At 36.4% G+C, this 23,206-nt stretch carries 22 protein-coding genes; 21 read left to right on the top strand and 1 reads right to left on the bottom strand.

The window, feature by feature from the left end:
* Positions 1-38 precede the first annotated feature (38 nt).
* The 13 genes from spoIIP to deoC all read left to right on the top strand — a co-directional run bounded on the left by spoIIP (position 39) and on the right by deoC (position 15,938).
* On the top strand, positions 39-1,190 hold the full coding sequence (spoIIP, locus tag CIB95_RS05190; protein WP_094922827.1) for a stage II sporulation protein P: 1,152 nt from the start codon (positions 39-41) through the stop codon (positions 1,188-1,190).
* A gap of 44 nt (positions 1,191-1,234) precedes the next feature.
* Entirely contained in the window at positions 1,235-1,573 is a 339-nt protein-coding gene (locus CIB95_RS05185) for a DUF3679 domain-containing protein (protein ID WP_094922824.1), read from the top strand.
* Positions 1,574-1,905: 332 nt separating this feature from the next.
* Positions 1,906-2,967 carry an LCP family protein gene (locus tag CIB95_RS05180; RefSeq protein WP_094922821.1) on the top strand — a complete coding sequence of 354 codons (1,062 nt, stop codon included), beginning with the start codon at positions 1,906-1,908 and terminating at the stop codon, positions 2,965-2,967.
* A 158-nt stretch (positions 2,968-3,125) separates the two neighbouring features.
* Complete coding sequence (lepA, locus tag CIB95_RS05175) at positions 3,126-4,958, top strand: translation elongation factor 4 (protein ID WP_408607194.1); 1,833 nt, start codon at positions 3,126-3,128, stop codon at positions 4,956-4,958.
* A gap of 48 nt (positions 4,959-5,006) precedes the next feature.
* Complete coding sequence (gene hemW, locus CIB95_RS05170; RefSeq protein ID WP_094922816.1) at positions 5,007-6,152, top strand: radical SAM family heme chaperone HemW; 1,146 nt, start codon at positions 5,007-5,009, stop codon at positions 6,150-6,152.
* Between the two features lie 87 nt (positions 6,153-6,239).
* Positions 6,240-7,271, top strand: a complete 1,032-nt coding sequence (gene hrcA, locus CIB95_RS05165) for a heat-inducible transcriptional repressor HrcA (RefSeq protein ID WP_094922813.1) — start codon at positions 6,240-6,242, stop codon at positions 7,269-7,271.
* Between the two features lie 35 nt (positions 7,272-7,306).
* Positions 7,307-7,918 carry a nucleotide exchange factor GrpE gene (gene grpE, locus CIB95_RS05160; RefSeq protein WP_094922811.1) on the top strand — a complete coding sequence of 204 codons (612 nt, stop codon included), beginning with the start codon at positions 7,307-7,309 and terminating at the stop codon, positions 7,916-7,918.
* A gap of 36 nt (positions 7,919-7,954) precedes the next feature.
* Positions 7,955-9,796, top strand: a complete 1,842-nt coding sequence (dnaK, locus tag CIB95_RS05155; protein ID WP_094922808.1) for a molecular chaperone DnaK — start codon at positions 7,955-7,957, stop codon at positions 9,794-9,796.
* A 1,043-nt stretch (positions 9,797-10,839) separates the two neighbouring features.
* On the top strand, positions 10,840-11,949 hold the full coding sequence (gene dnaJ / locus CIB95_RS05150; RefSeq protein ID WP_094922805.1) for a molecular chaperone DnaJ: 1,110 nt from the start codon (positions 10,840-10,842) through the stop codon (positions 11,947-11,949).
* 21 nt (positions 11,950-11,970) lie between these two features.
* The gene (prmA, locus tag CIB95_RS05145) at positions 11,971-12,909 is read left to right on the top strand and encodes a 50S ribosomal protein L11 methyltransferase (RefSeq protein WP_094922802.1); all 939 of its coding nucleotides are present in this window, start codon (positions 11,971-11,973) and stop codon (positions 12,907-12,909) included.
* 1 nt (position 12,910) lies between these two features.
* A complete protein-coding gene (locus tag CIB95_RS05140) occupies positions 12,911-13,663 on the top strand; it encodes a 16S rRNA (uracil(1498)-N(3))-methyltransferase (RefSeq protein WP_094923426.1) in 753 nt (250 codons plus the stop codon).
* Between the two features lie 5 nt (positions 13,664-13,668).
* Positions 13,669-15,012: a tRNA (N(6)-L-threonylcarbamoyladenosine(37)-C(2))-methylthiotransferase MtaB gene (gene mtaB / locus CIB95_RS05135; protein WP_094922799.1), complete on the top strand. Its 1,344-nt coding sequence runs from the start codon at positions 13,669-13,671 to the stop codon at positions 15,010-15,012.
* Between the two features lie 251 nt (positions 15,013-15,263).
* Positions 15,264-15,938 carry a deoxyribose-phosphate aldolase gene (gene deoC / locus CIB95_RS05130; RefSeq protein WP_094922796.1) on the top strand — a complete coding sequence of 225 codons (675 nt, stop codon included), beginning with the start codon at positions 15,264-15,266 and terminating at the stop codon, positions 15,936-15,938.
* An 18-nt stretch (positions 15,939-15,956) separates the two neighbouring features.
* Here the strand turns inward: deoC and CIB95_RS05125 are convergent, their stop codons facing one another.
* On the bottom strand, positions 15,957-16,904 hold the full coding sequence (locus tag CIB95_RS05125; protein WP_094922793.1) for a Na/Pi symporter: 948 nt from the start codon (positions 16,902-16,904) through the stop codon (positions 15,957-15,959).
* A 177-nt stretch (positions 16,905-17,081) separates the two neighbouring features.
* Here CIB95_RS05125 and rpsU point away from each other — a divergent pair, with 177 nt between their 5' ends.
* The 8 genes from rpsU to CIB95_RS05085 all read left to right on the top strand — a co-directional run bounded on the left by rpsU (position 17,082) and on the right by CIB95_RS05085 (position 23,202).
* The gene (gene rpsU / locus CIB95_RS05120) at positions 17,082-17,258 is read left to right on the top strand and encodes a 30S ribosomal protein S21 (protein ID WP_094922790.1); all 177 of its coding nucleotides are present in this window, start codon (positions 17,082-17,084) and stop codon (positions 17,256-17,258) included.
* A 15-nt stretch (positions 17,259-17,273) separates the two neighbouring features.
* The gene (locus tag CIB95_RS05115) at positions 17,274-17,720 is read left to right on the top strand and encodes a GatB/YqeY domain-containing protein (protein ID WP_094922788.1); all 447 of its coding nucleotides are present in this window, start codon (positions 17,274-17,276) and stop codon (positions 17,718-17,720) included.
* Positions 17,721-17,838: 118 nt separating this feature from the next.
* A complete protein-coding gene (locus tag CIB95_RS05110; protein ID WP_094922785.1) occupies positions 17,839-19,158 on the top strand; it encodes an NfeD family protein in 1,320 nt (439 codons plus the stop codon).
* A 19-nt stretch (positions 19,159-19,177) separates the two neighbouring features.
* Positions 19,178-20,158 carry a flotillin-like protein FloA gene (floA, locus tag CIB95_RS05105; protein WP_094922783.1) on the top strand — a complete coding sequence of 327 codons (981 nt, stop codon included), beginning with the start codon at positions 19,178-19,180 and terminating at the stop codon, positions 20,156-20,158.
* A gap of 25 nt (positions 20,159-20,183) precedes the next feature.
* The gene (locus CIB95_RS05100) at positions 20,184-20,630 is read left to right on the top strand and encodes a hypothetical protein (RefSeq protein WP_094922780.1); all 447 of its coding nucleotides are present in this window, start codon (positions 20,184-20,186) and stop codon (positions 20,628-20,630) included.
* 109 nt (positions 20,631-20,739) lie between these two features.
* Positions 20,740-21,024, top strand: a complete 285-nt coding sequence (gene yqfC / locus CIB95_RS05095; RefSeq protein ID WP_094922777.1) for a sporulation protein YqfC — start codon at positions 20,740-20,742, stop codon at positions 21,022-21,024.
* 21 nt (positions 21,025-21,045) lie between these two features.
* Positions 21,046-22,233, top strand: a complete 1,188-nt coding sequence (gene yqfD, locus CIB95_RS05090) for a sporulation protein YqfD (protein WP_094922775.1) — start codon at positions 21,046-21,048, stop codon at positions 22,231-22,233.
* A gap of 6 nt (positions 22,234-22,239) precedes the next feature.
* On the top strand, positions 22,240-23,202 hold the full coding sequence (locus CIB95_RS05085; protein WP_094922773.1) for a PhoH family protein: 963 nt from the start codon (positions 22,240-22,242) through the stop codon (positions 23,200-23,202).
* The last annotated feature ends 4 nt before the right edge of the window (positions 23,203-23,206 follow it).

Genomic DNA, 23,206 nt, shown 5'->3' with positions numbered 1-23,206 from the left:
AATGATGTAAGGGACAAGCATGAAGGGATGGAATTTACATGAAGAAAAAACGATTACATTTAAGAAATGGTCTACATAGATGGATTGCAATTTTTATTGTTGGAGTTATTTCACTGTTTTTAGTGATTGGTTCACTAACCTCGATAGATGGTAAGTATCGCCTTGGCTCAAGCTCGATCAAACAATGGGCAACAAATTTTTCAGGTGAAACATTAATGTACCTCTTTGGTGCTGAAAATCGATATTTTACACAAGTTTTAGCGGAGGAGACGAAACCACCAGCACTAACAACAGTTTTATTTGAACTTGCCACTAATATTAAGCCAAACGACCCTCGGAGCTTATTAGGAAGAGAACTTCCTGGATTTGCTTTTTTTGATAGTAAAATTATCGTCGCTGGACAAGGGACAGACTACACTACATTACCTATAGAATCTCCGCCACCAATAGAAGACATGCTAATTGAACGGGAAGCATCGATTGATGATGTGGAAGACCCTGAAGACACTCCTATAACACCTCCTAGTAAAACTACTGAAGGTAGAAAAGTTGTTTACATTTATCATACTCATTCACGGGAGTCGTTTTTACCGCATTTACCTGAAGTAAAGAACATTGATCAGGCATACCACTCTGAAGTAAACATTACGTTAGTTGGAGAGCGATTAGGAAAAGAATTTGAGCGCAGAGGAATTGGAGCAATTGTTGAAACGCGAGATATCCAACAAATTGTTAAAGATCAAGGGAAAAAATGGAATCAATCATATGACGTATCAAGATCAATTATTCAAGAAGCAGTGTCTCAAAATTCCGACATAAAATTTATTTTTGATTTACATCGAGATTCACACCGTCGGGACGTAACAACAGTGACGATTGATGGAGAAACATATGCAAGAACGTTTTTCGTTTTAGGTGGAGAAAACGCAAATTATGAAGAAAATGAGCAAATGGCCTTAAAGCTACATGAAATGTTGCAAAAAAAGTATCCAGGCTTAAGTCGTGGCTCTGTCGTTAGGAAAGGTACAGGTGTAAACGGGATATATAACCAAGATATTTCTGATTACTCAATATTAATTGAAATTGGCGGTGTAGATAATTCACTGGAAGAAACATACCGTACAGCAGAAGCGTTAGCAGACATTATTAGTGAGTATTATTGGGAAATTCAGGGTGCATCAAGACAATAAATCAATCCTTAACTGAGGTTATGAACCCTAAAGGGGGCCTTTGCATGACCAGATTTTTAATGAAATGCACATTGTTATTTGCAGTGCTAGTTACAGGAGTCGTTATTGGCTTGCAGCATGCGCAGTCTGGCATTGAAAGACTGCATGATACTGATCGGAACTACAAGATTAAATTGATCAATAATGACTTGAGCAATGAGGAGATGTCTTTCTTAACTGAAAAGCTTTCCTCTAGTGATTTAGAGAAAAAACATAAACAGCTTGAGGATGTAAAAGCATTTAACTTTTTCTCCACACTCGGAACATTCCTCTCAACTACACTAACAAAAATTTTAGACTATATCGTTTCGGCAATATTTAAAGTGGTTGAAAGTATCGTATGAGATAAACTTCCTTTTTCTTGCATTTTTCTTATTTTTCTTTGCCATAAAAGAGAAAAAGGTAGATACATATAGCTTTATTTTAGAAATTTAGTCGATATGTTTTTATCTAGACATTTGCTGTTTTGACAAGGTTTGTAAGCTGGCGGTGTTCTAATGAATAAGGATTTGCATAGGCAATACTGATTTAATGTTGTCTTTATTTTCCTATGCGCAAAATATCTAATGCCAATAATAAAGAACTTTTTCACTACAAAACTCACCGTTTGGTGAGTTTTGTCAACTAGACATCCTTCTTAGAAATTAGTTGAAAGTTTTTAAGGAGGAATAATGTCTTGGAGCCAAGAAAATCTAGAAAGAAAACGAAATCTAAATTAATTATTCGAATTTCTCTTTTAATAACTGCAGTGATTTTTATTTTATCAATTTCTATAGGTGGTTTCTTTTTATACAAAGCGAAAGAAACTTGGAATGAGGTTTATGAGGAGAGAATAAGTAAAGAAGATCCTATTGCACAATTAAGAAAAGAGAAAAATGGAAAAAAAGAGGCGGCAAAAGAAAAACAAAGAGAAAAGCAGCAAGAGACCGAAGATGGGGAGGGCAGTTCTTCTGGTGAAACAGGAGAGGATGCTGTGCCTGCAAGTACTGAAGTCCTTGAAAGGCAAGCATTTACAATCGCACTTTTAGGAGTAGATACGCGAGATAATAATAGCTTTAAAGGTAGAAGTGATACAATTATTGTAGCAGTTCTTAACCCAAGCACGAAGAAAGTGACGTTACTCTCCATTCCGAGGGATTCATATGTGTATATCCCACAAGTGGATAAATATGACAAAATTGCACATGCGCATGCATATGGTCGCGCACCTGGTGCAGTTGAAACATTGGAGAGATTTTTAGATATTCCGATAGATTACTATATATCGATTAACTTCCATGCATTTCGTAGCATAGTAGATGAACTTGGTGGAATTACAATTGATGTTGAAAAAGATATGATTGGGTTAAAGAAAGGTACACAAAAATTAAGTGCTGATCAAGCGCTAAATTACGTCCGGTTTAGATATGACAGTGAAGGCGATTTTGGCCGAAATCGTCGACAACAGCAAATGGTAAAAGCAATTATAGATCAAACGATAGAAGTTAGAAATCCAATGAAAATTTCCTCAATGCTAAACATACTAGGGAAAAACATTCGAACAGATATTAACTTAGATAATTTACTTTATCTCGCATCGGAATTTAATAGTGTACAAGGGCAAAATATTGACTCAATTCTTTTAACAGGAAAATCGTTTTACTACAATAACCGTTCATATGTAGGCATAGCAAATGAAGATCTTGTTAGAGTTAGAAACAAATTAAAAGAGTTGCTATATGTTAAAACTGCAAATTAATTTTTTAAAAAGAGAAAAGTTCACCTTCATGTTCTTATGGGCAAAGATGAATTTTTCTTCTTTTTTTTAGATTTTATTTAACATAAGCTTCCCTTCTGTTAAAATGATATAATGTTATAATACTTTAAATGTTCCCTAATGTAGTAGGAGTGAAAATGATGAATAGAGAAGAAAAGTTAGCACGTCAACAGAAGATTAGAAACTTTTCAATTATTGCCCATATCGATCATGGGAAATCAACGCTAGCTGACCGTATTTTAGAAAAAACAAGTGCATTAACGCAGCGTGAAATGAAGAACCAACTTTTAGATTCAATGGATTTAGAAAGAGAACGAGGAATTACGATTAAATTAAATTCCGTACAATTAAAATATACTGCCAAAAACGGTGAAGAGTACACTTTACATTTAATTGATACGCCTGGACATGTCGACTTTACGTATGAAGTTTCTCGTAGTTTAGCTGCGTGTGAAGGTGCTATTTTAGTTGTTGATGCTGCGCAAGGAATTGAAGCTCAAACGTTAGCAAATGTATATTTAGCACTAGACAATGATCTTGAAGTGATTCCTGTAATAAATAAAATTGACTTACCAAGTGCTGATCCTGAGCGCGTTCGTGGAGAAATTGAAGATGTAATTGGAATTGATGCTTCTGATGCAGTTCTAGCTTCAGCGAAAGCGGGAATCGGAATTGAAGAAATTCTTGAACAAGTTGTTGAATTAGTTCCTCCTCCTGAAGGAGATCCAGATGCACCGCTAAAGGCTCTTATTTTTGATTCACTTTATGATTCTTATCGTGGAGTAGTTACGTACATCCGAGTTGTAGAAGGGTCTGTAAAAGTAGGTCAAAAAATTAAGATGATGGCGACAGGTAAAGTATTTGAAGTAAACGAAATTGGGGTATTCACTCCGAAAGCAACACCACAGGATGTACTTACAGTAGGTGATGTAGGTTACTTAACAGCAGCGATTAAAAACGTTGGTGATACGAGAGTCGGGGATACAATTACATCAGCTAATACCCCTGCTACTGAAGCACTTCCAGGGTATCGTAAAATGAACCCAATGGTATACTGTGGGCTTTATCCAATTGATACAGCAAAATATAACGATCTTCGTGAAGCGTTAGAACGTTTACAGCTGAATGATGCAGCATTGCAATTTGAGCCAGAGACTTCTCAAGCATTAGGATTCGGATTCCGTTGTGGATTTTTAGGTTTACTTCACATGGAGATTATCCAAGAGCGTATCGAACGTGAATTTAATATTGATTTAATTACGACAGCACCGAGTGTAATTTACAATGTCGTCTTAACGAGTCAGGAAGAAGTTACGGTTGATAACCCGTCAAACATGCCTGACCCACAAAAGATTGAATATGTAGAAGAGCCATATGTAAAAGCTTCTGTAATGGTTCCTAACGATTATGTTGGAGCGGTGATGGAGCTTTGTCAAAATAAACGCGGTATCTTCATTGATATGCAATATATGGATGAGCGTCGCGTTAACATCACTTATGAAATTCCTTTAGCAGAAATTGTTTATGACTTCTTTGATCAACTGAAGTCAAGCACAAAAGGATATGCATCGTTTGATTATGAATTAATCGGTTATAAGCAATCTAAATTAGTGAAGATGGATATCTTATTAAATGCGGAACAAGTCGATGCCCTTTCATTTATTGTTCACCGTGATTCAGCATATGAGCGAGGGAAAGTAATTGTTGAAAAGTTGAAAGAGTTAATTCCTCGTCAGCAATTTGAAGTTCCAATTCAGGCTGCAATCGGTCAAAAAATCGTTGCCCGTTCAACAATAAAAGCAATGCGTAAAAATGTACTTGCAAAATGTTATGGTGGAGACATTTCACGTAAACGTAAGTTATTAGAGAAGCAAAAAGAAGGTAAGAAACGTATGAAGACAGTCGGTAGTGTAGAAGTTCCACAAGAAGCATTCATGGCTGTACTTAAAATGGATAATGATACGAAAAAATAAACCGCAAGATTTCTTGCGGTTTTTATCTATGGAAGGAGGAGAAAAAAAGTGCCAGAAGCGATTTATATTCATATCCCTTTTTGCGAACAAATTTGTCATTACTGTGACTTTAATAAAGTGTTTTTAGCTAACCAACCAGTTGAAGAGTATCTGGATGCATTAGAAAAAGAATTAATTGCAACACTGGAGAAAAACCCTCCACAAAAAATAAAGACAATTTTTGTTGGAGGTGGCACACCGACTTCTTTAAATGAACAACAATTAGAAAGATTTTTAAGTATGATTGAACGACACTTACTTCCTTTTGCCACTAGTGACCTAGAATTTACGTTTGAGGCCAATCCTAATAATGGGTTACATTCCAAGTTGAGCATATTAAAACAAGGAAGAGTAAACCGGATAAGCTATGGTGTACAAACGTTTGATAACGAGCTGCTGAAAACAATTGGAAGGACCCATAGGAAGAAAGATGTATTCGAAGCTGTTGAAGAAGCAAAAAAAATTGGCTTCACGAACATTTCAGTCGATTTAATGTTTAGTTTACCTGGACAATCATTTGCACAATTTGAAGAAACGTTAGACACGGCTTTCTCGTTGGATATACCTCATTTCTCTAGCTACTCGTTGCAAGTAGAACCGAAAACAGTGTTTTATAATATGCGCAGAAAAGGGAAACTTGCCTTACCAGCAGAGGATGAAAGTGCGACGATGTTCGAATTATTAATCGATCGCATGAAAGAGCAAGGGTACAAGCAGTATGAAATAAGTAACTTTGCAAAACCTGGCTTTGAAAGTATTCATAATTTAACGTACTGGAACAATGAAGAGTATTATGGCATTGGAGCAGGGGCGCATAGTTATGTAGCCAATAAGCGAAATGCTAATGCGGGGCCTTTAAATAAATATATAAACATGGTCGAGGAGACTGGGTTTGCATATATAGATGTTCACGAAGTGACGAAAAATGAAAGTATGGAAGAAGAGCTATTTCTCGGGCTTCGAAGAGCAAGTGGCGTTTCAAAGAAACATTTTTATAATCGTTATAAAGTTTCTATAGAGAACATTTTTGGTAAACAAATTAATGATTTAAAACAAAGAGGCTTATTACAAGAAACGGATGACTTTATTCAATTAACAAGAGCGGGTTTTCTGTTAGGAAATGAAGTTTTTCAAGAATTTATTGGAATAAGCTAACATGTTGACAAAGGAATATTGTTTTTGTTAATTTATATATAGAATTAGCACTCGCATTTAATGAGTGCTAACAGAGGAGATGAGGGGATGTTAACAGATCGTCAACTTTTTCTTCTCCAAGTAATAATTGATGACTATATCTCGAATGCTCAACCAGTAGGCTCAAGGTCTATTGCGAAAAGGGAAAATGTAAAGTTAAGTCCGGCGACAATCCGAAACGAGATGTCTGATCTAGAAGAATTAGGTTTTTTAGAAAAAACACACAGTTCTTCTGGAAGAGTACCATCTGAAAAAGGCTATCGTTTTTATGTAGACAACTTACTTTCCCCAAAAGCATTAGACAAAAGCGATGTAAAAAATATTAAGTCAGTATTTGCTGAACATATTTATGAGTTTGAACAAGTCATTCAGCAATCTGCACAAATACTATCATCTATTACGAGCTATACGTCAATTCTACTTGGACCAGAAGTGTTTGAAACAAAGCTAAAGCATATGCAAATAATACCTTTGTCGGATGCAACAGCTGTAACGATTTTTGTTACAGACACAGGTCATGTTGAAAAGAAAACCGTATCAATTCCAAAAGGGATTAAGCTTGAAGAGATTGAGAAAGTCGTAAATATTTTGAATCAAAAGTTAAAGGGAGTACCGATTGTTAATTTAAATAATATGATCTTTAAAGAAGTTGCCGAGGTGCTTAAAGTACATCTGCAAAATTACGAAGATATTATGAAATTAATAACAGGCTCTTTCGAAAGCAAAAAACCAGACAAAATATATTATGGCGGTAAAACAAACATTCTATCTCAGCCTGAATTCAATGATATTGAACAAGTTCGAACATTGCTAAATACGATTGAACAACAAGATTTAGTTTATGAATGGCTAAAGCCTAATGCAAACGGAATTATTGTAAATATTGGTCAGGAAAATCAGTTGAAAGAGATGCATAACTGCAGTGTAATAACGGCATCCTATTCGTTAGCAGATCAGCATATGGGAACGATAGCTATTTTAGGACCTACGAGAATGGAATATTCACGAGTTATAAGTTTACTTGAGCTATTTTCAAATGACCTTACAAAACTATTAACCAAAACATACTATCCTAAATAAGATGAGATGGAAGTTCTTTTTCCATCCCATTTCCTATGGTTACATGCTTTTTTAAGGAGGTGAAATTCGTGGAAAATGTAGATAAAACAACAACGAATGACGTGCAAAACAATGATACAGAAGAGGTCACGAATGAAGAGGTTGTTCAGGGTGAAGTAGTTACAGAAGATGAAACTACTGAAGAACTTACAACTGAACAAAAGAAAATAATCGACCTAGAAAGTAAAGTTGATGAACTTAATAATAGAGTTCTAAGAACACAAGCAGATTTTGATAATTATCGCCGCCGTGCCAAAATAGAACAAGAAACGGCTGCTAAATATAGAGCACAATCATTAGTTGAGGAAATTATTCCAGCTTTAGATAATTTTGAACGAGCACTAGCAGTTCAAATCGATAATGAGCAAGGGAAAACATTACTTCAAGGAATGGAAATGGTATATCGCCAGCTTGTTGAAGCTTTGTCAAAAGAAGGGGTAACTGAAATTGAAGCACTTGGGCAACAATTTGATCCCCATATGCATCAAGCAGTGATGCAAGTAGAAGACGAAAGTCATGAATCAAATAGTGTAGTTGAAGTTTTACAAAAAGGGTATAAGTTGAAAGATCGAGTAATTCGACCAGCAATGGTAAAAGTGAATGCATAAATAATAACTACATATAAAAAATGGAGGTAAGATATCATGGGTAAAATTATCGGTATTGACTTAGGAACAACTAACTCATGCGTAGCAGTAATGGAAGGAGGAGAAGCGAAAGTAATTCCTAACCCGGAAGGAAATCGCACGACACCATCTGTTGTTGCATTTAAAAATGGCGAACGTTCTGTAGGTGAAGTAGCAAAACGTCAAGCAATTACAAATCCAAACACAATTATGTCAGTTAAAAGACATATGGGAACTGATTTCAAAGTTGAAGCTGAAGGTAAAGAATATACACCGCAAGAAGTTTCAGCTATTATCCTACAATACTTAAAATCTTATGCAGAAGATTATTTAGGTGAAAAGGTAACAGAAGCTGTTATTACAGTTCCTGCTTACTTTAATGATGCTGAGCGTCAAGCGACTAAAGATGCAGGTAAAATTGCAGGTTTAGATGTAAAACGTATTATTAACGAACCTACTGCTGCAGCTTTAGCTTACGGTTTAGATAAAGAAGATGAAGATGCAACTATTCTTGTATATGACCTTGGTGGTGGTACGTTTGACGTATCTATCCTTGAACTAGGTGATGGATTATTCCAAGTTAAATCTACTGCAGGTGATAACCGCCTAGGTGGGGATGACTTTGACCAAGTTATTATCGATTATTTAGTAGAAGAGTTCAAAAAAGAAAACGGCATTGATTTAGCTAAAGATAAAATGGCGATGCAACGTTTAAAAGATGCAGCTGAAAAAGCGAAAAAAGATTTATCAGGTGTAACACAAACTCAAATCTCTTTACCATTCATCACTGCAGATGCAACTGGACCTAAGCATTTAGAGCTTTCTTTAAGCCGTGCGAAGTTTGAAGCGTTATCTGCTGACTTAGTAAACCGCACATTAGAGCCAACAAAACGCGCATTAAATGATGCTGGATTAAGTGCTAGTGAAATTGATAAAGTTATCTTAGTTGGTGGATCAACTCGTATCCCTGCTGTAGTAGAAGCAATTAAAAACTTATTAGGAAAAGACCCAAGTAAAGGTGTAAACCCTGATGAAGTAGTTGCTGTAGGTGCTGCAATTCAAGGTGGAGTATTAACTGGTGATGTTAAAGACGTAGTATTATTAGACGTTACACCACTTTCTTTAGGAATTGAAACAATGGGTGGCGTATTTACAAAACTTATTGAGCGTAATACAACAATTCCTACAAGTAAGTCTCAAGTGTTCTCTACTGCTGCTGACAATCAGCCTTCAGTAGACATTCATGTTCTTCAAGGTGAGCGTGAAATGGCTGCAGGAAATAAAACGTTAGGAAGATTCCAATTAAATGATATTCCTCCAGCACCACGTGGTGTTCCACAAATCGAAGTAACTTTTGACATTGATGCTAACGGAATCGTTAATGTTCGTGCGAAAGATTTAGGAACGAATAAAGAACAATCAATTACAATTACATCTTCTACTGGATTAAGTGAAGAAGATATCGAAAAAATGGTTCAAGATGCAGAAGCAAATGCTGAAGCAGATAAGAAGTTAAAAGAAGAAGCGGAACTTCGTAATGAAGCGGATCACTTAGTATTCACTACTGAAAAAACTCTAAAAGATTTAGAAGGTAAAGTAGATGAGGAGCAAGTGAACAAAGCTACAGAAGCGAAAGATAAAGTTAAAAAAGCATTAGAAGAAAATAACCTTGAAGAAGTGAAGGCAGCTAAAGAAGAATTACAAACAATTGTTCAAGAGCTTTCTACAAAGCTTTATGAAGAAGCTGCAAAGCAAGCTCAAGCTGCACAAGGTGATGCTCAAGGCGCTGACGCTCAAGCGAAAGATGACAATGTAGTCGACGCTGATTATGAAGAAGTAAACGATAATAAAGAGAAGTAAGATCAATAGATAGTAAAAAAAGTCAAAGTCAGGCCAGCCTTGGCTTTGACTTTTTTCGTTTGATAGTAATGTAAATTGCCGTAGGAAAGCATATGATCCAGCTTCGACTCCTAGCGACTAGTTAACTTCATACTTCTCATTTGCGATAAGTCAACATCAACTCTTTCCACTCGTTGTGTTTCCATTATCTCAATTGAAGTATTCCAGTTCATACGTCACTAAACAGGAGTCTCAGCTTTTCTAATATTGAACCAGCATCAGCAATCAGCGACTAGTAAGTTTCACACTTTTCTTTTACGATAAGTCAACATCGATCATTGAAGTGGTGTCCAGAAAAGGCTCCTATCAACTTGAGAACTTCATACTACTCACTTACGATAAGTCAACATCAAAACGCTATGCTTTTTGTGTTTCCTTTATCTCATTCGTAGTATTCCAGTTCCATCGTTGATGAACAGTCGCCTTTCCTTTTCGATGTTTCCTTTATCTCAATCAAAGTGTTCCAACTTATACGTCGCAAACCGATTGCCTCAGCTTTTCTATTTGTCCAGCTTCGGCAATCAACGGCTATTAATCTTCACACTCCTCATCAGCGATAAGTCTACATCGAATAGTTCCACTATTCGTGTATCCTATATCTCATTCGGAGTGCTCCAGATTATACGTCGTTAAACGATTGCCTCAGCTTTTCTATTTGTCCAGCTTCGGCAATCAACGGCTATTAATCTTCACACTCCTCATCTGCGATAAGTCTACATCGAATAGTTCCACTATTCGTGTATCCTATATCTCATTCGGAGTGCTCCAGATTATACGCCGTTAAACGATTGCCTCAGCTTTTCTATTTGTCCAGCTTCGGCAATCAACGGCTATTAATCTTCACACTCCTCATCTGCGATAAGTCTACATCGAATAGTTCCACTATTCGTGTATCCTATATCTCATTCGGAGTGCTCCAGATTATACGCCGTTAAACGATTGCCTCAGCTTTTCTATCGTGTTATTATAATTTTTATGTGAAGAGATCGGGAGGGAACGACTATATGAGTAAACGAGATTACTATGAGGTTCTCGGTGTAGATAAAAATGCCTCAAAAGATGAAGTGAAAAAGGCATATCGTAAGCTTGCTCGAAAATATCATCCAGATGTTAATAAAGAAGCAGATGCTTCAGATAAATTTAAAGAAGCAACAGAAGCATTTGAAGTGTTAAGCGATCCACAAAAAAAGGCGCAATATGATCAATTCGGTCATACAGATCCAAACCAAGGCTTTGGTGGAGGAGACTTTGGCGGCGGCGGATTCGGTGATATTTTTGATATGTTCTTTGGTGGTGGAGGGCGTCGTAACCCTAATGCACCTCGTCAAGGTTCTGATTTGCAATATACGATGTCCGTATCTTTTGAAGATGCAGTCTTTGGCAAGGAAGTTGAAATCGAAATTCCAAAAGAAGAAGAATGTAAAACGTGTCATGGTTCTGGAGCGAAAAAAGGAACTTCGCCAGAAACATGTTCACATTGTGGTGGCTCAGGTCAGCTAAATGTAGAACAAAATACACCATTTGGTCGTGTTGTAAATCGACGCGTATGTCATCACTGTCAAGGTACAGGGAAGTTTATTAAGGAAAAATGTAATGATTGCCGTGGGGCAGGTAAAGTTAAAGTTAATAAGAAAATCAATATTAAAGTTCCAGCAGGTATCGATGATGGACAACAATTACGAGTTTCTGGACATGGTGAGCCAGGCGTAAATGGTGGACCTGCAGGTGATTTATATGTCGTATTCCATGTAAAACCTCATGAGTTCTTTGAACGTCATGGTGATGATATCTATTGTGAAATGCCTTTAACATTCACTCAGGCAGCGCTTGGTGATGAAATAGAAGTACCTACTTTAACAGGAAAAGTTAAATTAAAAGTTCCGGCAGGTACCCAAACAGGAACTAGCTTCCGCTTAAAAGGGAAGGGTGTTCCAAATGTCCGTGGATATGGTCAAGGCGATCAACATGTTAAAGTAAGAGTGATTACTCCGAAAAAACTTTCAGACGAGCAGCGTGATTTATTAAGAAAGTTAGCAGAACTAAGTGGTAATGATATGCCAGATGAACAAAATGAAAGCATCTTTGCAAAAGTTAAACGTGCATTTAAAGGTTAAGATAGGATAGGAGTTGGTAGTATGAAATGGTCAGAAATTTGTATTCATACGACGCAAGAAGCGGTTGAGCCTGTTTCAAACATTCTTCATGAGGCAGGAGCTAGCGGAGTTGTAATTGAGGACCCGGATGATTTAGTAAAAGAAAGAGATACAACTTTTGGTGAAGTCTACCAACTTGATCCTGATGATTATCCTACAGAAGGTGTAATTTTAAAAGCCTACTTACCAGTCACTAGCTTTTTAGGAGAAACTGTGGAAGAAATCCGTCAATCAATCAACAACCTCATCACTTATAACATTGATATTGGTCGTAACACCGTCTCAATTAGTGAAGTAAATGAAGAAGAATGGGCAACAGCTTGGAAGAAATATTATAAACCTGTTAAGATTTCAGAACACATCACAATTACTCCTACTTGGGAAGATTATAAACCGGTCAAGACAGATGAGTTAATCATTGAATTAGATCCAGGAATGGCTTTTGGCACAGGAACCCATCCAACAACTGTAATGTGTTTACAAGCAATTGAAAAGAAAATATCCGCGGGTGACCATGTCATAGATGTTGGGACTGGCTCGGGTGTATTAAGTATTGCTGCTGCAAAATTAGGTGCACGTCAAGTAGATGCTTATGACTTAGACGAAGTTGCTGTTAAATCTGCAATTCTCAATACAAAACTTAACAAAGTAAAAGAAACTGTAAATGTGAAGCAAAACAATTTGCTAGATAATATTGAAGGCCCAGTAGATATGGTTGTTGCTAACATTTTAGCTGAAGTCATTGTTCGCTTTGTGTCAGATGCTGCATCAATATTAAAGCCAGGTGGAATCTTTATTACTTCTGGTATTATCCAAAGGAAAAAGCAAGAAGTAAAAGATTGTTTGCTTGAAAACGGTTTTAAAATTGAAGAAACAATTCAAATGGAAGATTGGGCAGCATTAATTGCTGTTAAAAAGTAAAATGCAAAGATACTTTGTTGAAAACCAATCTATTCAAAATGAAATAGTGACGATAACTGGCGACGATGTAAAGCATATAGCAAAAGTGATGAGAATGAATGAAGGTGACAAAATTATTTGTTGCAACGAATCAGCTCAAGCGGCAATTTGTGAAATTGAAGAAATTACTAATGCGCATATTACTGCTCGTATTGTAGAATGGGTAAAGGAATCGAGTGAATTACCTGTCAAAGTTACAATTGTTCAAGGACTGCCAAAAGGTGATAAATTAGATTATGTCATGCAAAAAGGAACCGAATTAGGTGCAGTTGCATTTCAACCTTTTTCCGCAAAGCGTTCAGTAGTGAAATGGGATGCTGCAAAAGTTAGTAAGAAAACAGCGCGTTTGCAAAAGATTGTAAAAGAAGCTGCCGAACAATCACATCGTTCAATAGTACCAAAAGTTATGGATGTCATTTCGTTAAAAGAATTATTACTTTTAAGTGAATCTTATGATTATAAATTAGTTGCTTATGAAGAAGAAGCCAAAGCGGGCGAAGTAAAAAAACTTGCGCAAGTTTTGCAAAACATGAAGCAAGGGGAAACTGTATTAGCAGTATTTGGACCAGAAGGTGGTCTTAGTGAAGAGGAAGTTGATCAATTAACTAAGAATGGCTTCACTTCTTGTAGTTTAGGTCCTAGAATCTTAAGGGCTGAAACTGCTCCTTTATATTTACTATCTGCAGTTTCATATCAAACAGAATTGTTGGGGTGATTATTATGCCGACGGTTGCCTTTCATACATTAGGTTGTAAAGTCAATCACTATGAAACAGAAGCAATCTGGCAGTTGTTTCAAAATGAAGGATATGAACGTTCTGATTTTGAAAAATCTGCCGATGTTTATGTTATCAATACATGCACAGTAACGAATACAGGAGATAAAAAAAGTCGTCAAGTAATTAGGCGTGCAATTCGTCGCAACCCTGATGCTGTTATTTGTGTTACAGGTTGTTATGCACAAACTTCTCCTGCTGAAATAATGGCAATACCAGGAGTAGACATTGTCGTTGGGACGCAAGATCGGACAAAGATGCTTGAATACATTGAACAATTTAAGCGTGAACGAGAGCCAATAAATGGTGTTGGCAATATTATGAAAACACGTGTTTACGAAGAGCTAGATGTCCCTTCTTTCACAGATCGTACAAGAGCTTCTCTTAAGATTCAAGAAGGCTGTAATAACTTTTGTACATTTTGTATTATTCCTTGGGCGCGTGGTTTAATGCGTTCACGTGACCCAGAAGATGTGTTAAAACAAGCTCAACAGCTTGTTGATGCAGGTTATAAAGAGATCGTTTTAACAGGTATTCATACAGGTGGTTATGGTGAAGACATGAAGGACTACAATTTAGCTCAATTGTTACGGGATATTGAGTCTAAAGTAGTCGGTTTAAAACGTTTGCGTATTTCATCAATTGAAGCAAGTCAAATTACTGATGAAGTCATTGAAGTATTAAAAGAATCAACGACTGTTGTACGTCATTTACACATACCGATTCAATCAGCTTCCAATAGTGTATTAAAACGTATGCGTCGTAAATATACGATGGAATTCTTTGGCGAAAGACTAGATCGTTTACGTGAAGCATTACCAGATTTAGCAATAACATCTGATGTTATCGTTGGTTTCCCTGGTGAGACGGATGAGGAATTCCAAGAAACGTACGACTTTATTAAAAAGTATAATTTTGCTGAATTACATGTATTCCCATATTCTAAGCGTACAGGAACTCCAGCTGCACGCATGGATGATCAAGTGGATGAGAATGTAAAAAATGACCGAGTTCATCGCTTAATTGAACTTTCAAATCAATTAGCGAAGCAGTATGCTTCAATGTTTGAAGATGAAGTATTGGAAGTAATCCCTGAGGAAAAACTTAAAGAAGGTAACGCTGGTCAGTTAGTCGGATACACTGATAACTATTTAAAAGTAGTATTTAAAGGTGATGAAGACTTAATTGGTGCACTTGTGAAAGTGAAAATAACAAAAGCGGGCTATCCTTACAATGAAGGGCTTTTCGTTCGTTTATTAGAAGACGAGAGAATTGAAAAGATTTCATAAAGTAAGAAATAAAATAGCTGAGACAATGCTCAGATATGTAATCCGAATCATTCTAACTAAAATGGATGTATTCGGATTTTTTATATATATAAAAAATTAACTAATTAAAAATATTTCCCTTTAGTATTATTATGCAATTATGGCAAGAATCAATATAGTGAAAAACGCTCTTCATGTAAAAAATAATAATGCTCGTGGACATTAAGACTTTTCCTTTACTTCAACTAGGCAAACTAAAGGAGATGTTGTAAGTGGCGACGTTAAATATTGAAAAATATATCGATCATACAGCTCTAAAGGCAGATATAAAACACGAAGATATTAAAAAACTTTGTGAAGAAGCTAAGACGTATGGGTTTTATTCTGTTTGTGTCAATCCAACATGGGTGGCTACTTGTCGCGAATTGTTAAAAGGATCCAATGTTGAAATATGTACAGTTATTGGCTTCCCTTTAGGCGCGACAACTCCTGAGACAAAAGCATTTGAAACGAAGAATGCTATTGAAAATGGAGCAACAGAAGTGGATATGGTTATCAATATAGGCGCGTTAAAAGATGGCAACGATCAATTAGTGCTAGACGATATACGAGCAGTTGTTGGAGAAGCGAGAGGAAAAGCGTTAATAAAAGTTATTATTGAGACTTCCCTTTTATCACAAGAAGAAAAAATTCGAGCGTGTCAGCTTTCCGTTCAAGCCGAAGCAGACTATGTAAAAACATCTACAGGATTTTCTACAGGTGGAGCAACTGTCGAGGATATTAAACTTATGCGTGAGGTTGTAGGGCCAGAGATAGGTGTTAAAGCCTCTGGTGGTGTCCGTGATAAGGAATCAGCAGAGGCAATGATAGCTGCTGGAGCAACGCGTATAGGGGCAAGTACAGGTGTTGCCATTATGGAAGGTAAAGTAGCTGTATCTCAATATTAACAAAAACCTTAGTCCAGATTAAAATGGGCTAAGGTTTTTATCGTTTGCACCGTGTAATTTGATAATAAATTTAGAAAATAAATGAATAAATGGAAGAGCTACTACCGTACAAATAACATTGAAAAGTAAACTAGCGTGAGCTAATTGAACATCTGGTATTGCCGTTAAGTATTCTGCTAAGTTTCCTAAAGAGGAAATGAAAGGGTAGAAAATGATTACACCTAGTAAATTTAACCAAATATGTGCATAAGCAACAAGTTTCGCCTCTTTTTTTGTGCCGATGCTAGCAATAAAAGCTGTAATACATGTGCCAATATTAGAGCCTAACATGATGGCAATACCAGCATCAACCGATAATGAATTTTGTTTCAAAAAGCTCATTATTATCCCCGTGGTTGCCGTGCTTGATTGAATTACTGCTGTTACGACAGTTCCAATTCCGATCCCCACATAATGAAGCTCATTGGCATAATTGAAAACAGATGTTACTAATGTTAGCTTTTCAATAGATGAAGCTAGTTGCTCAAACCCTGCCATCGCAACAAAGATGGAGCCAAGCCCAAACATCATACAACCAATGTTAAAAAATACTTGTTTTCTCAACAAAATGAAGAATGCGCCACCGACTAATAATGGAATTACACCATTTGAAATATCAAAAGTAATTATTTCTGTTGTAAATGTTGTACCGATATTTGCACCTAAAATAATCCCTAATGACCTTGGGAATGTTAATAAACCAGTCGCAACCAGTCCAATCGTAATGACCATTACTGCTGAACTGCTTTGTAAAATACCAGTTAATAGTGTACCTGCAACAACCCCCATAAATGGTGAACTAGTAAGGCGAAGTAAGATCTTTTTAATTTTATCTTTCGCTAACATTTCCATTCCGAGTCGCATTACAGTCATACCAAAGATAAAAACAGTTAAATACACAGCAAAAAATGATAGTATTTCGGGCACAATTGTTCACCTCGATACAGTTTATGGACAAGGAATGAAAAGCATGACATTATTTTCAAATAAAGCATTAGAAGGAAAAATAGTTGACCTTATGCCAAAGCATGTATTATAATTTCAAAAGACGTGTTTTGTAATAAAGCACGCTATGCAGTTGATTCGTCGGAGGGAGGGAAAGTAATGTCAAATGAAACGAAAGTACGTAAAAATGAATCGTTAGAAGACGCTCTTCGTCGCTTTAAACGCTCTGTTTCTAAATCCGGTACAATCGCAGAGGTTAGAAAACGTGAGTTCTATGAAAAGCCAAGTGTAAAGCGTAAAAAGAAATCTGAAGCGGCTAGGAAGCGTAAGTTCTAAGAGAGGGTGTTTTAATTGTCTCTTCTTGATAAGTTAAATCAAGATATGAAACAAGCAATGAGAAACAAAGATAAAGACACGTTGTCTGTCATCCGTATGGTAAAAGCTTCTTTGCAAAACGAAGCTTTAAAAAACGGAGCTGACAGTCTCTCAGCAGATGATGAGCTTACTGTCTTAAATCGAGAATTAAAACAAAGAAAAGACTCCCTCCAAGAGTTCCTAAATGCGAATCGTGAAGATTTGGCTGAAAAAGTAAAAACGGAAATTGCCGTTTTACAAGTTTACATGCCAGAGCAACTATCAGAAGAAGAATTATTATCTATAATAAATGATACAATTGCTGAAGTTGGTGCTTCAACTAAGTCTGACTTTGGTAAAGTAATGGGTGCGCTGATGCCGAAAGTTAAAGGTAAAGCAGACGGCTCATTAGTTAATCAGCTAGTAAAACAGCAATTATCGTAACTTATTACACCTTGTCCTAGGACAAGGTGTTTTTGCAATTTCTAAAATAATGGATGTTATTATCTAATCAACGTATAATTATATGTATAACGAAAAATGGAAACCGAGGAGGGGAAGCATGAGAAAAGTAAATCGCTTTTTTATGCTGATTGCATTATCACTTGCATGTTTTAGTGGTATTTCTCAAGTGTTTGGACAAGGGGAAGGCAAGTTAGTGTTTTTTATTCCCGTTGAACAGGAAGTTGAGAGAGGACTTGAAGCTTTTCTAAAGCGTTCGTTAGAAACAGCGAAAGAACGTGGGGCAGACCACATTGTGTTAAATATTGATACGCCAGGTGGTCGTGTAGATGCCGCAGGAAATATAGCTAAAATAATACAAAATAGTAATATACCGATTACCGCTTTTATTGAGAATAAGGCACTTTCTGCAGGAGCATACATAGCATTAAATGCAGATCAAATTGTGATGAAACCAGGTGCTACCATTGGTGCAGCTGGAGTAATTGACTCAGCAGGTAATGCCGCAGATAAAAAGGCGCAATCGGCATGGATTGCTAATATGGAAAGTGCAGCGCAATTAAATAATCGTGATGTTATTTATGCAAAAGCGATGGCAGACCCGGAAATTGATTTACCACAGTATGATGCTCCAAAAGGTAGATATTTAACATTAACTGCAAAAAAAGCATTGGAAGTCGGCTATGCCGAAGCTATTGTTAATGATAATACAGAGCTATTAGCTTTCTTAAAACTTCAAGAAGCAAAAGTAGAAAAGATGGAAGTTTCTTTTGCGGAGAAAATTGCTCGTTTCGTCACTAGCCCTATCGTTATTCCAATATTATTATCGATTGGAAGTTTAGGATTGATTGTTGAATTATATTCGCCAGGCTTTGGAATTCCGGGAACAATGGGATTAACATCATTAGGATTGTTCTTTTATGGTCATCTTGTAGCGGGGTTTGCAGGCTGGGAATCAATGGTATTTTTAGTTGGTGGGATAATATTAATATTACTTGAGTTGTTCCTTCCTGGTGGAATATTAGGGATATTAGGGTTAATTTCAATACTCGCAAGTTTCTTCTTTGCTTCTTATGATTTAGCACATATGGCTATATCATTAGCAATTGCAATAATTTTAACCGTCATTCTAGCTATTGTCCTTTATAAATTCGTCGGGTACAGAGGGACATTAGGAAGAATAATCCTAAAAGATGCGACTTCATCTGAAAAAGGGTATAATTCATATCATCAACGTGATGAACTACTTGGTTCTGTTGGAGTAGCTTTAACCGATTTGAGACCGTCTGGAACAGCTCAATTTGCTGATGAAAGAGTTGATGTTGTATCGGAAGGTACTTATATTTCCAGAGGATCAGAAGTGAAAATTATTAAGCTTGAAGGAGCTCGAATAATTGTTCGCGAAATAAGTAAGGGATAAAGAAAGAGGAGGTTTATTTATGGAAGGATTAGGATTAGGTTTTATTTTCTTAGTTGGAATTATCATCATTGGATTAGCAATTTTATTTACATTCGTTCCAGTGATGCTTTGGATTTCTGCACTAGCTGCTGGGGTTCGGGTTAGTATCTTTACTTTAGTAGGTATGCGCTTACGTCGTGTAATACCAAACCGTGTTATTAACCCATTAATTAAAGCTGTAAAAGCAGGGTTAAACTTAAGTACAAATCAATTAGAGAGTCACTATTTAGCAGGTGGTAATGTAGACCGCGTTGTTAATGCTTTAATCGCTGCTCAACGTGCAAACATTGAACTAAGCTTTGAGCGCTGTGCTGCTATTGATTTAGCTGGTCGTGACGTATTAGAAGCTGTACAAATGAGTGTAAATCCAAAAGTTATTGAAACTCCATTCATCGCTGGTGTTGCGATGGACGGAATTGAAGTAAAAGCAAAAGCTAGAATCACTGTACGTGCAAACATTGAGAGATTAGTCGGTGGTGCTGGTGAAGATACAGTAATCGCACGTGTAGGTGAGGGGATTGTATCGACAATCGGTTCGTCTGACAACCATAAAAAAGTATTAGAAAATCCGGATTTAATCTCTAAAACAGTTTTAGCAAAAGGATTAGATTCAGGAACTGCATTCGAAATTTTATCCATTGATATTGCTGATATTGATATCGGTAAAAATATCGGAGCTGTGTTACAAACAGATCAAGCGGAAGCAGATAAAAACATTGCTCAAGCTAAAGCTGAAGAGCGTCGTGCGATGGCCGTTGCACAAGAACAAGAAATGCGTGCTCGTGTTGAAGAAATGCGCGCAAAAGTTGTGGAAGCAGAGGCAGAAGTACCTCAGGCAATGGCAGAAGCATTGCGTACTGGTAAAATCGGTGTAATGGACTATATGAACATTCAGAACATTATGGCTGATACTGATATGCGTTCGTCAATTAGTAAGTCGACAGAAGACGAAGACGAATAAAAGCAAATAAGAAAGGAGCTTCAATATGGATGCTCTTTTAGAATTTATTTTTAGTAATATCTTCTTTGTCGTAATTATTATTTCTGCCATCTACAGTTTCATACAAAGGTCAGTTGCGGAGGAAGCAAAGCCGAGGCCAACGCCAAAGCGAAAACCGATGCAATTTGAACCTGAAATACCTCAGTATGAAAGAATGACTGAGATGGAAAAAGAGAATGAACGACTTAAAAGAGAGAGCAAGGCAGAAGAACAGGAAGAAAGATTAACACGTTATAACCAATCTAGCAACAACCATAAAATGCAAGGTGTTATTAAACTGAAGGATCCTGTGAAAGAACAAAAGAAAAAACAAATGAAGCAACAAAAACTACACATTTCTAAAAATGAAGTAGTAAAAGGGGTTATTTGGTCAAAGATTTTAGATGAACCCCGTTCAAAAAAACCATATAAATATCGTAATATTAGAGGCTGAACATTTATGTTCAGCTTCTTTTTTTATTTTCATCATCTAACTTTTTTCTAAATAGTGATACATAACAAGGAAACTTCATAGTATGAAAGAGAAGGAAGGAGGTTCTTCCATGCGAAAATGGAGACAAAATATAAAAAAATGGCTTACTAATAAACTTGAGCTTCCTGAAGACGTATTGATGGACTTGCCAAGAATTACAATGATTGGGCAATTACATATATATATTGAAAATCATTATGGTGTACTACAGTTTTCTGATCAAGTTTTACGATTACGTCTCAGACAAGGACATTTGCTAATTAAAGGTAATGGATTTGTGCTGAAAATATTACAACCGGAAGAACTGTTACTTGAAGGAAAAATAGATAACGTTTATTTTGTTGATACTGAATAGCTAAAATATCGGAGGGAGATTATGAAGAACTTTTGGACTCATAAAATGAATGGATACCTTCAACTAAAAGTTGAAGGTTATGGAATAGAGCGATTTATTAACTATTGTTCTCGGAACAATATAATTCTTTGGCACGTAAAGAGAATGGGTAAACAAACAATGATCTGCTTTATAGCGAAAGAAGATGCGTTAAAAATTCGCCCAATTGTTAGACAAGCAGAGTGCAAGGTGCGTTTTCAGAAGAAATTAGGCGCACCATTTTTTATTAAGCGATTGTTTAAACGTAGTGGTCTATTTGCAGGTTTACTTGCATGTATAGTCCTAATGTTTATATTCTCAAATATTATATGGAATATTAATGTACAAGGGGCAAGCCCTGAATTAAATCACCAAATAAGAGTCTCGCTTAATGAGTTAGGAATCAAAAAGGGGAAGTTTCAGTTTTTAATGCCATCTCCAGAAAGAATTCAACAGCTTCTAATGGAAAAAGTTGATGGAGTTACATGGATTGGTGTGAAATTAAATGGGACAACATATCAATTTCAAGTTGTAGAAAAAACGATTCCAAAAGAACAAGAAGAATATGGACCAAGACATATTGTTGCCACTAAAAAAGCAGTTATTTACGACTATTTTGTCGAAGAAGGTAAAATGCTTTTGAAAATAAATGAAGTCGTCGAAAAAGGTCAACGATTAATAACAGGAATTTTAGGGGAAGAGGAGAATACTAAAGTAGTATCGGCAAAAGGAAAGATTTATGGTTTAGTCTGGTACAAATCAGAAGTAACATTACCCCTACACTCGACCTTCACTCTTTTAACAGGAAATGAAGAACTGAAGCATGGGATCGCAGTTAAAGGTTTATATATACCTATCTGGGGTTTCGGGAAAAGTGAATTTGAAAATTATGATACTTTTCAAGAGGAAAAACCTTTCCGATTTTTGAAATGGCAATTGCCAATTTCATATGTGCAACACTCAGTCAAGGAAACGGAAACTGGAAAAAGAGAATACACAGAAGAAGAGGCAGTAAATGTTGCTTTAACAATGGCAAAAGAAGAACTGATGCAAAAATTACCACATGATTCAAAGATCAAGTCAGAGAAAATTTTGCGTCTCATAAATGAGAATGGTAAAGTAAAAGTACTATTTCACTTTACTGTCATCGAAGAAATCGGTAAAGCCCAACCAATTATTCAAGGAGAATGATTACTTTTGTCAGAACAACTTAAAGAAATAACACTCAAAATAGAAGACTCATCAGAAGCAATTGCGTTATTTGGTCCCAATGATGCATTTATAAAAAACATTGAAGAAGCACTTAATGTAGAACTCATTACAAGAGGATCAACTGTATTAGTGAAAACTACGGAAGAAAATGCGGAGGTTGTCGAGGCAATTCTCTCGTCACTTTTATCACTAATTAAAGATGGTATCACCATTACGGGACGCGATGTAATATCGGCTCTTCAATTAGCGAAGAAAGGACAACTGGATAACTTTCTCCAGCTTTACGAAGAAGAGTTAACTGTAACCTCAAAAGGGAAGCCAATTAGACCGAAAACATTAGGTCAACGTCGCTACATTTCTGCTTTAAAAGAGACAGACTTAGTTTTTGGAATTGGTCCTGCGGGTACTGGAAAGACATATTTAGCAGTTGTCATGGCAGTAATAGCTTTAAAAGCTGGCTCTGTCAAACGTATTGTGTTAACAAGACCTGCTGTTGAAGCTGGTGAAAGCTTAGGTTTTTTACCAGGAGACTTACAAGAAAAAGTTGATCCATATTTAAGACCGCTTTATGATGCTCTTCATGATTTATTAGGAGCAGAGCAAACGACAAGATTGATTGAAAGAGGAACAATTGAGATTGCTCCATTAGCATACATGCGTGGAAGAACATTAGATGACTCTTTTGTAATATTAGATGAAGCGCAGAATACTACAGTCGAGCAAATGAAGATGTTTTTAACTCGCTTAGGTTTTGGTTCGAAAATGGTTATTACAGGGGATGAAACACAGATTGACCTTCCTAAAGGGGTTAAATCAGGTTTAATATCTGCTAGCAATACATTGCAGAATGTTAAGGGGATTAACATAATCTACTTAGAAAAGACGGATGTCGTTCGGCACCCTCTTGTCCAAAAGATCATTCATGCTTACGAACAAATGAAAAACTAAAGTA

Source organism: Lottiidibacillus patelloidae, from assembly GCF_002262935.1.
GTDB classification, from domain to species: domain Bacteria; phylum Bacillota; class Bacilli; order Bacillales; family SA5d-4; genus Lottiidibacillus; species Lottiidibacillus patelloidae.
The sequence above is the reverse complement of the archived record's forward strand: the minus strand, read 5'-3'. Positions and strand labels throughout refer to the sequence as shown.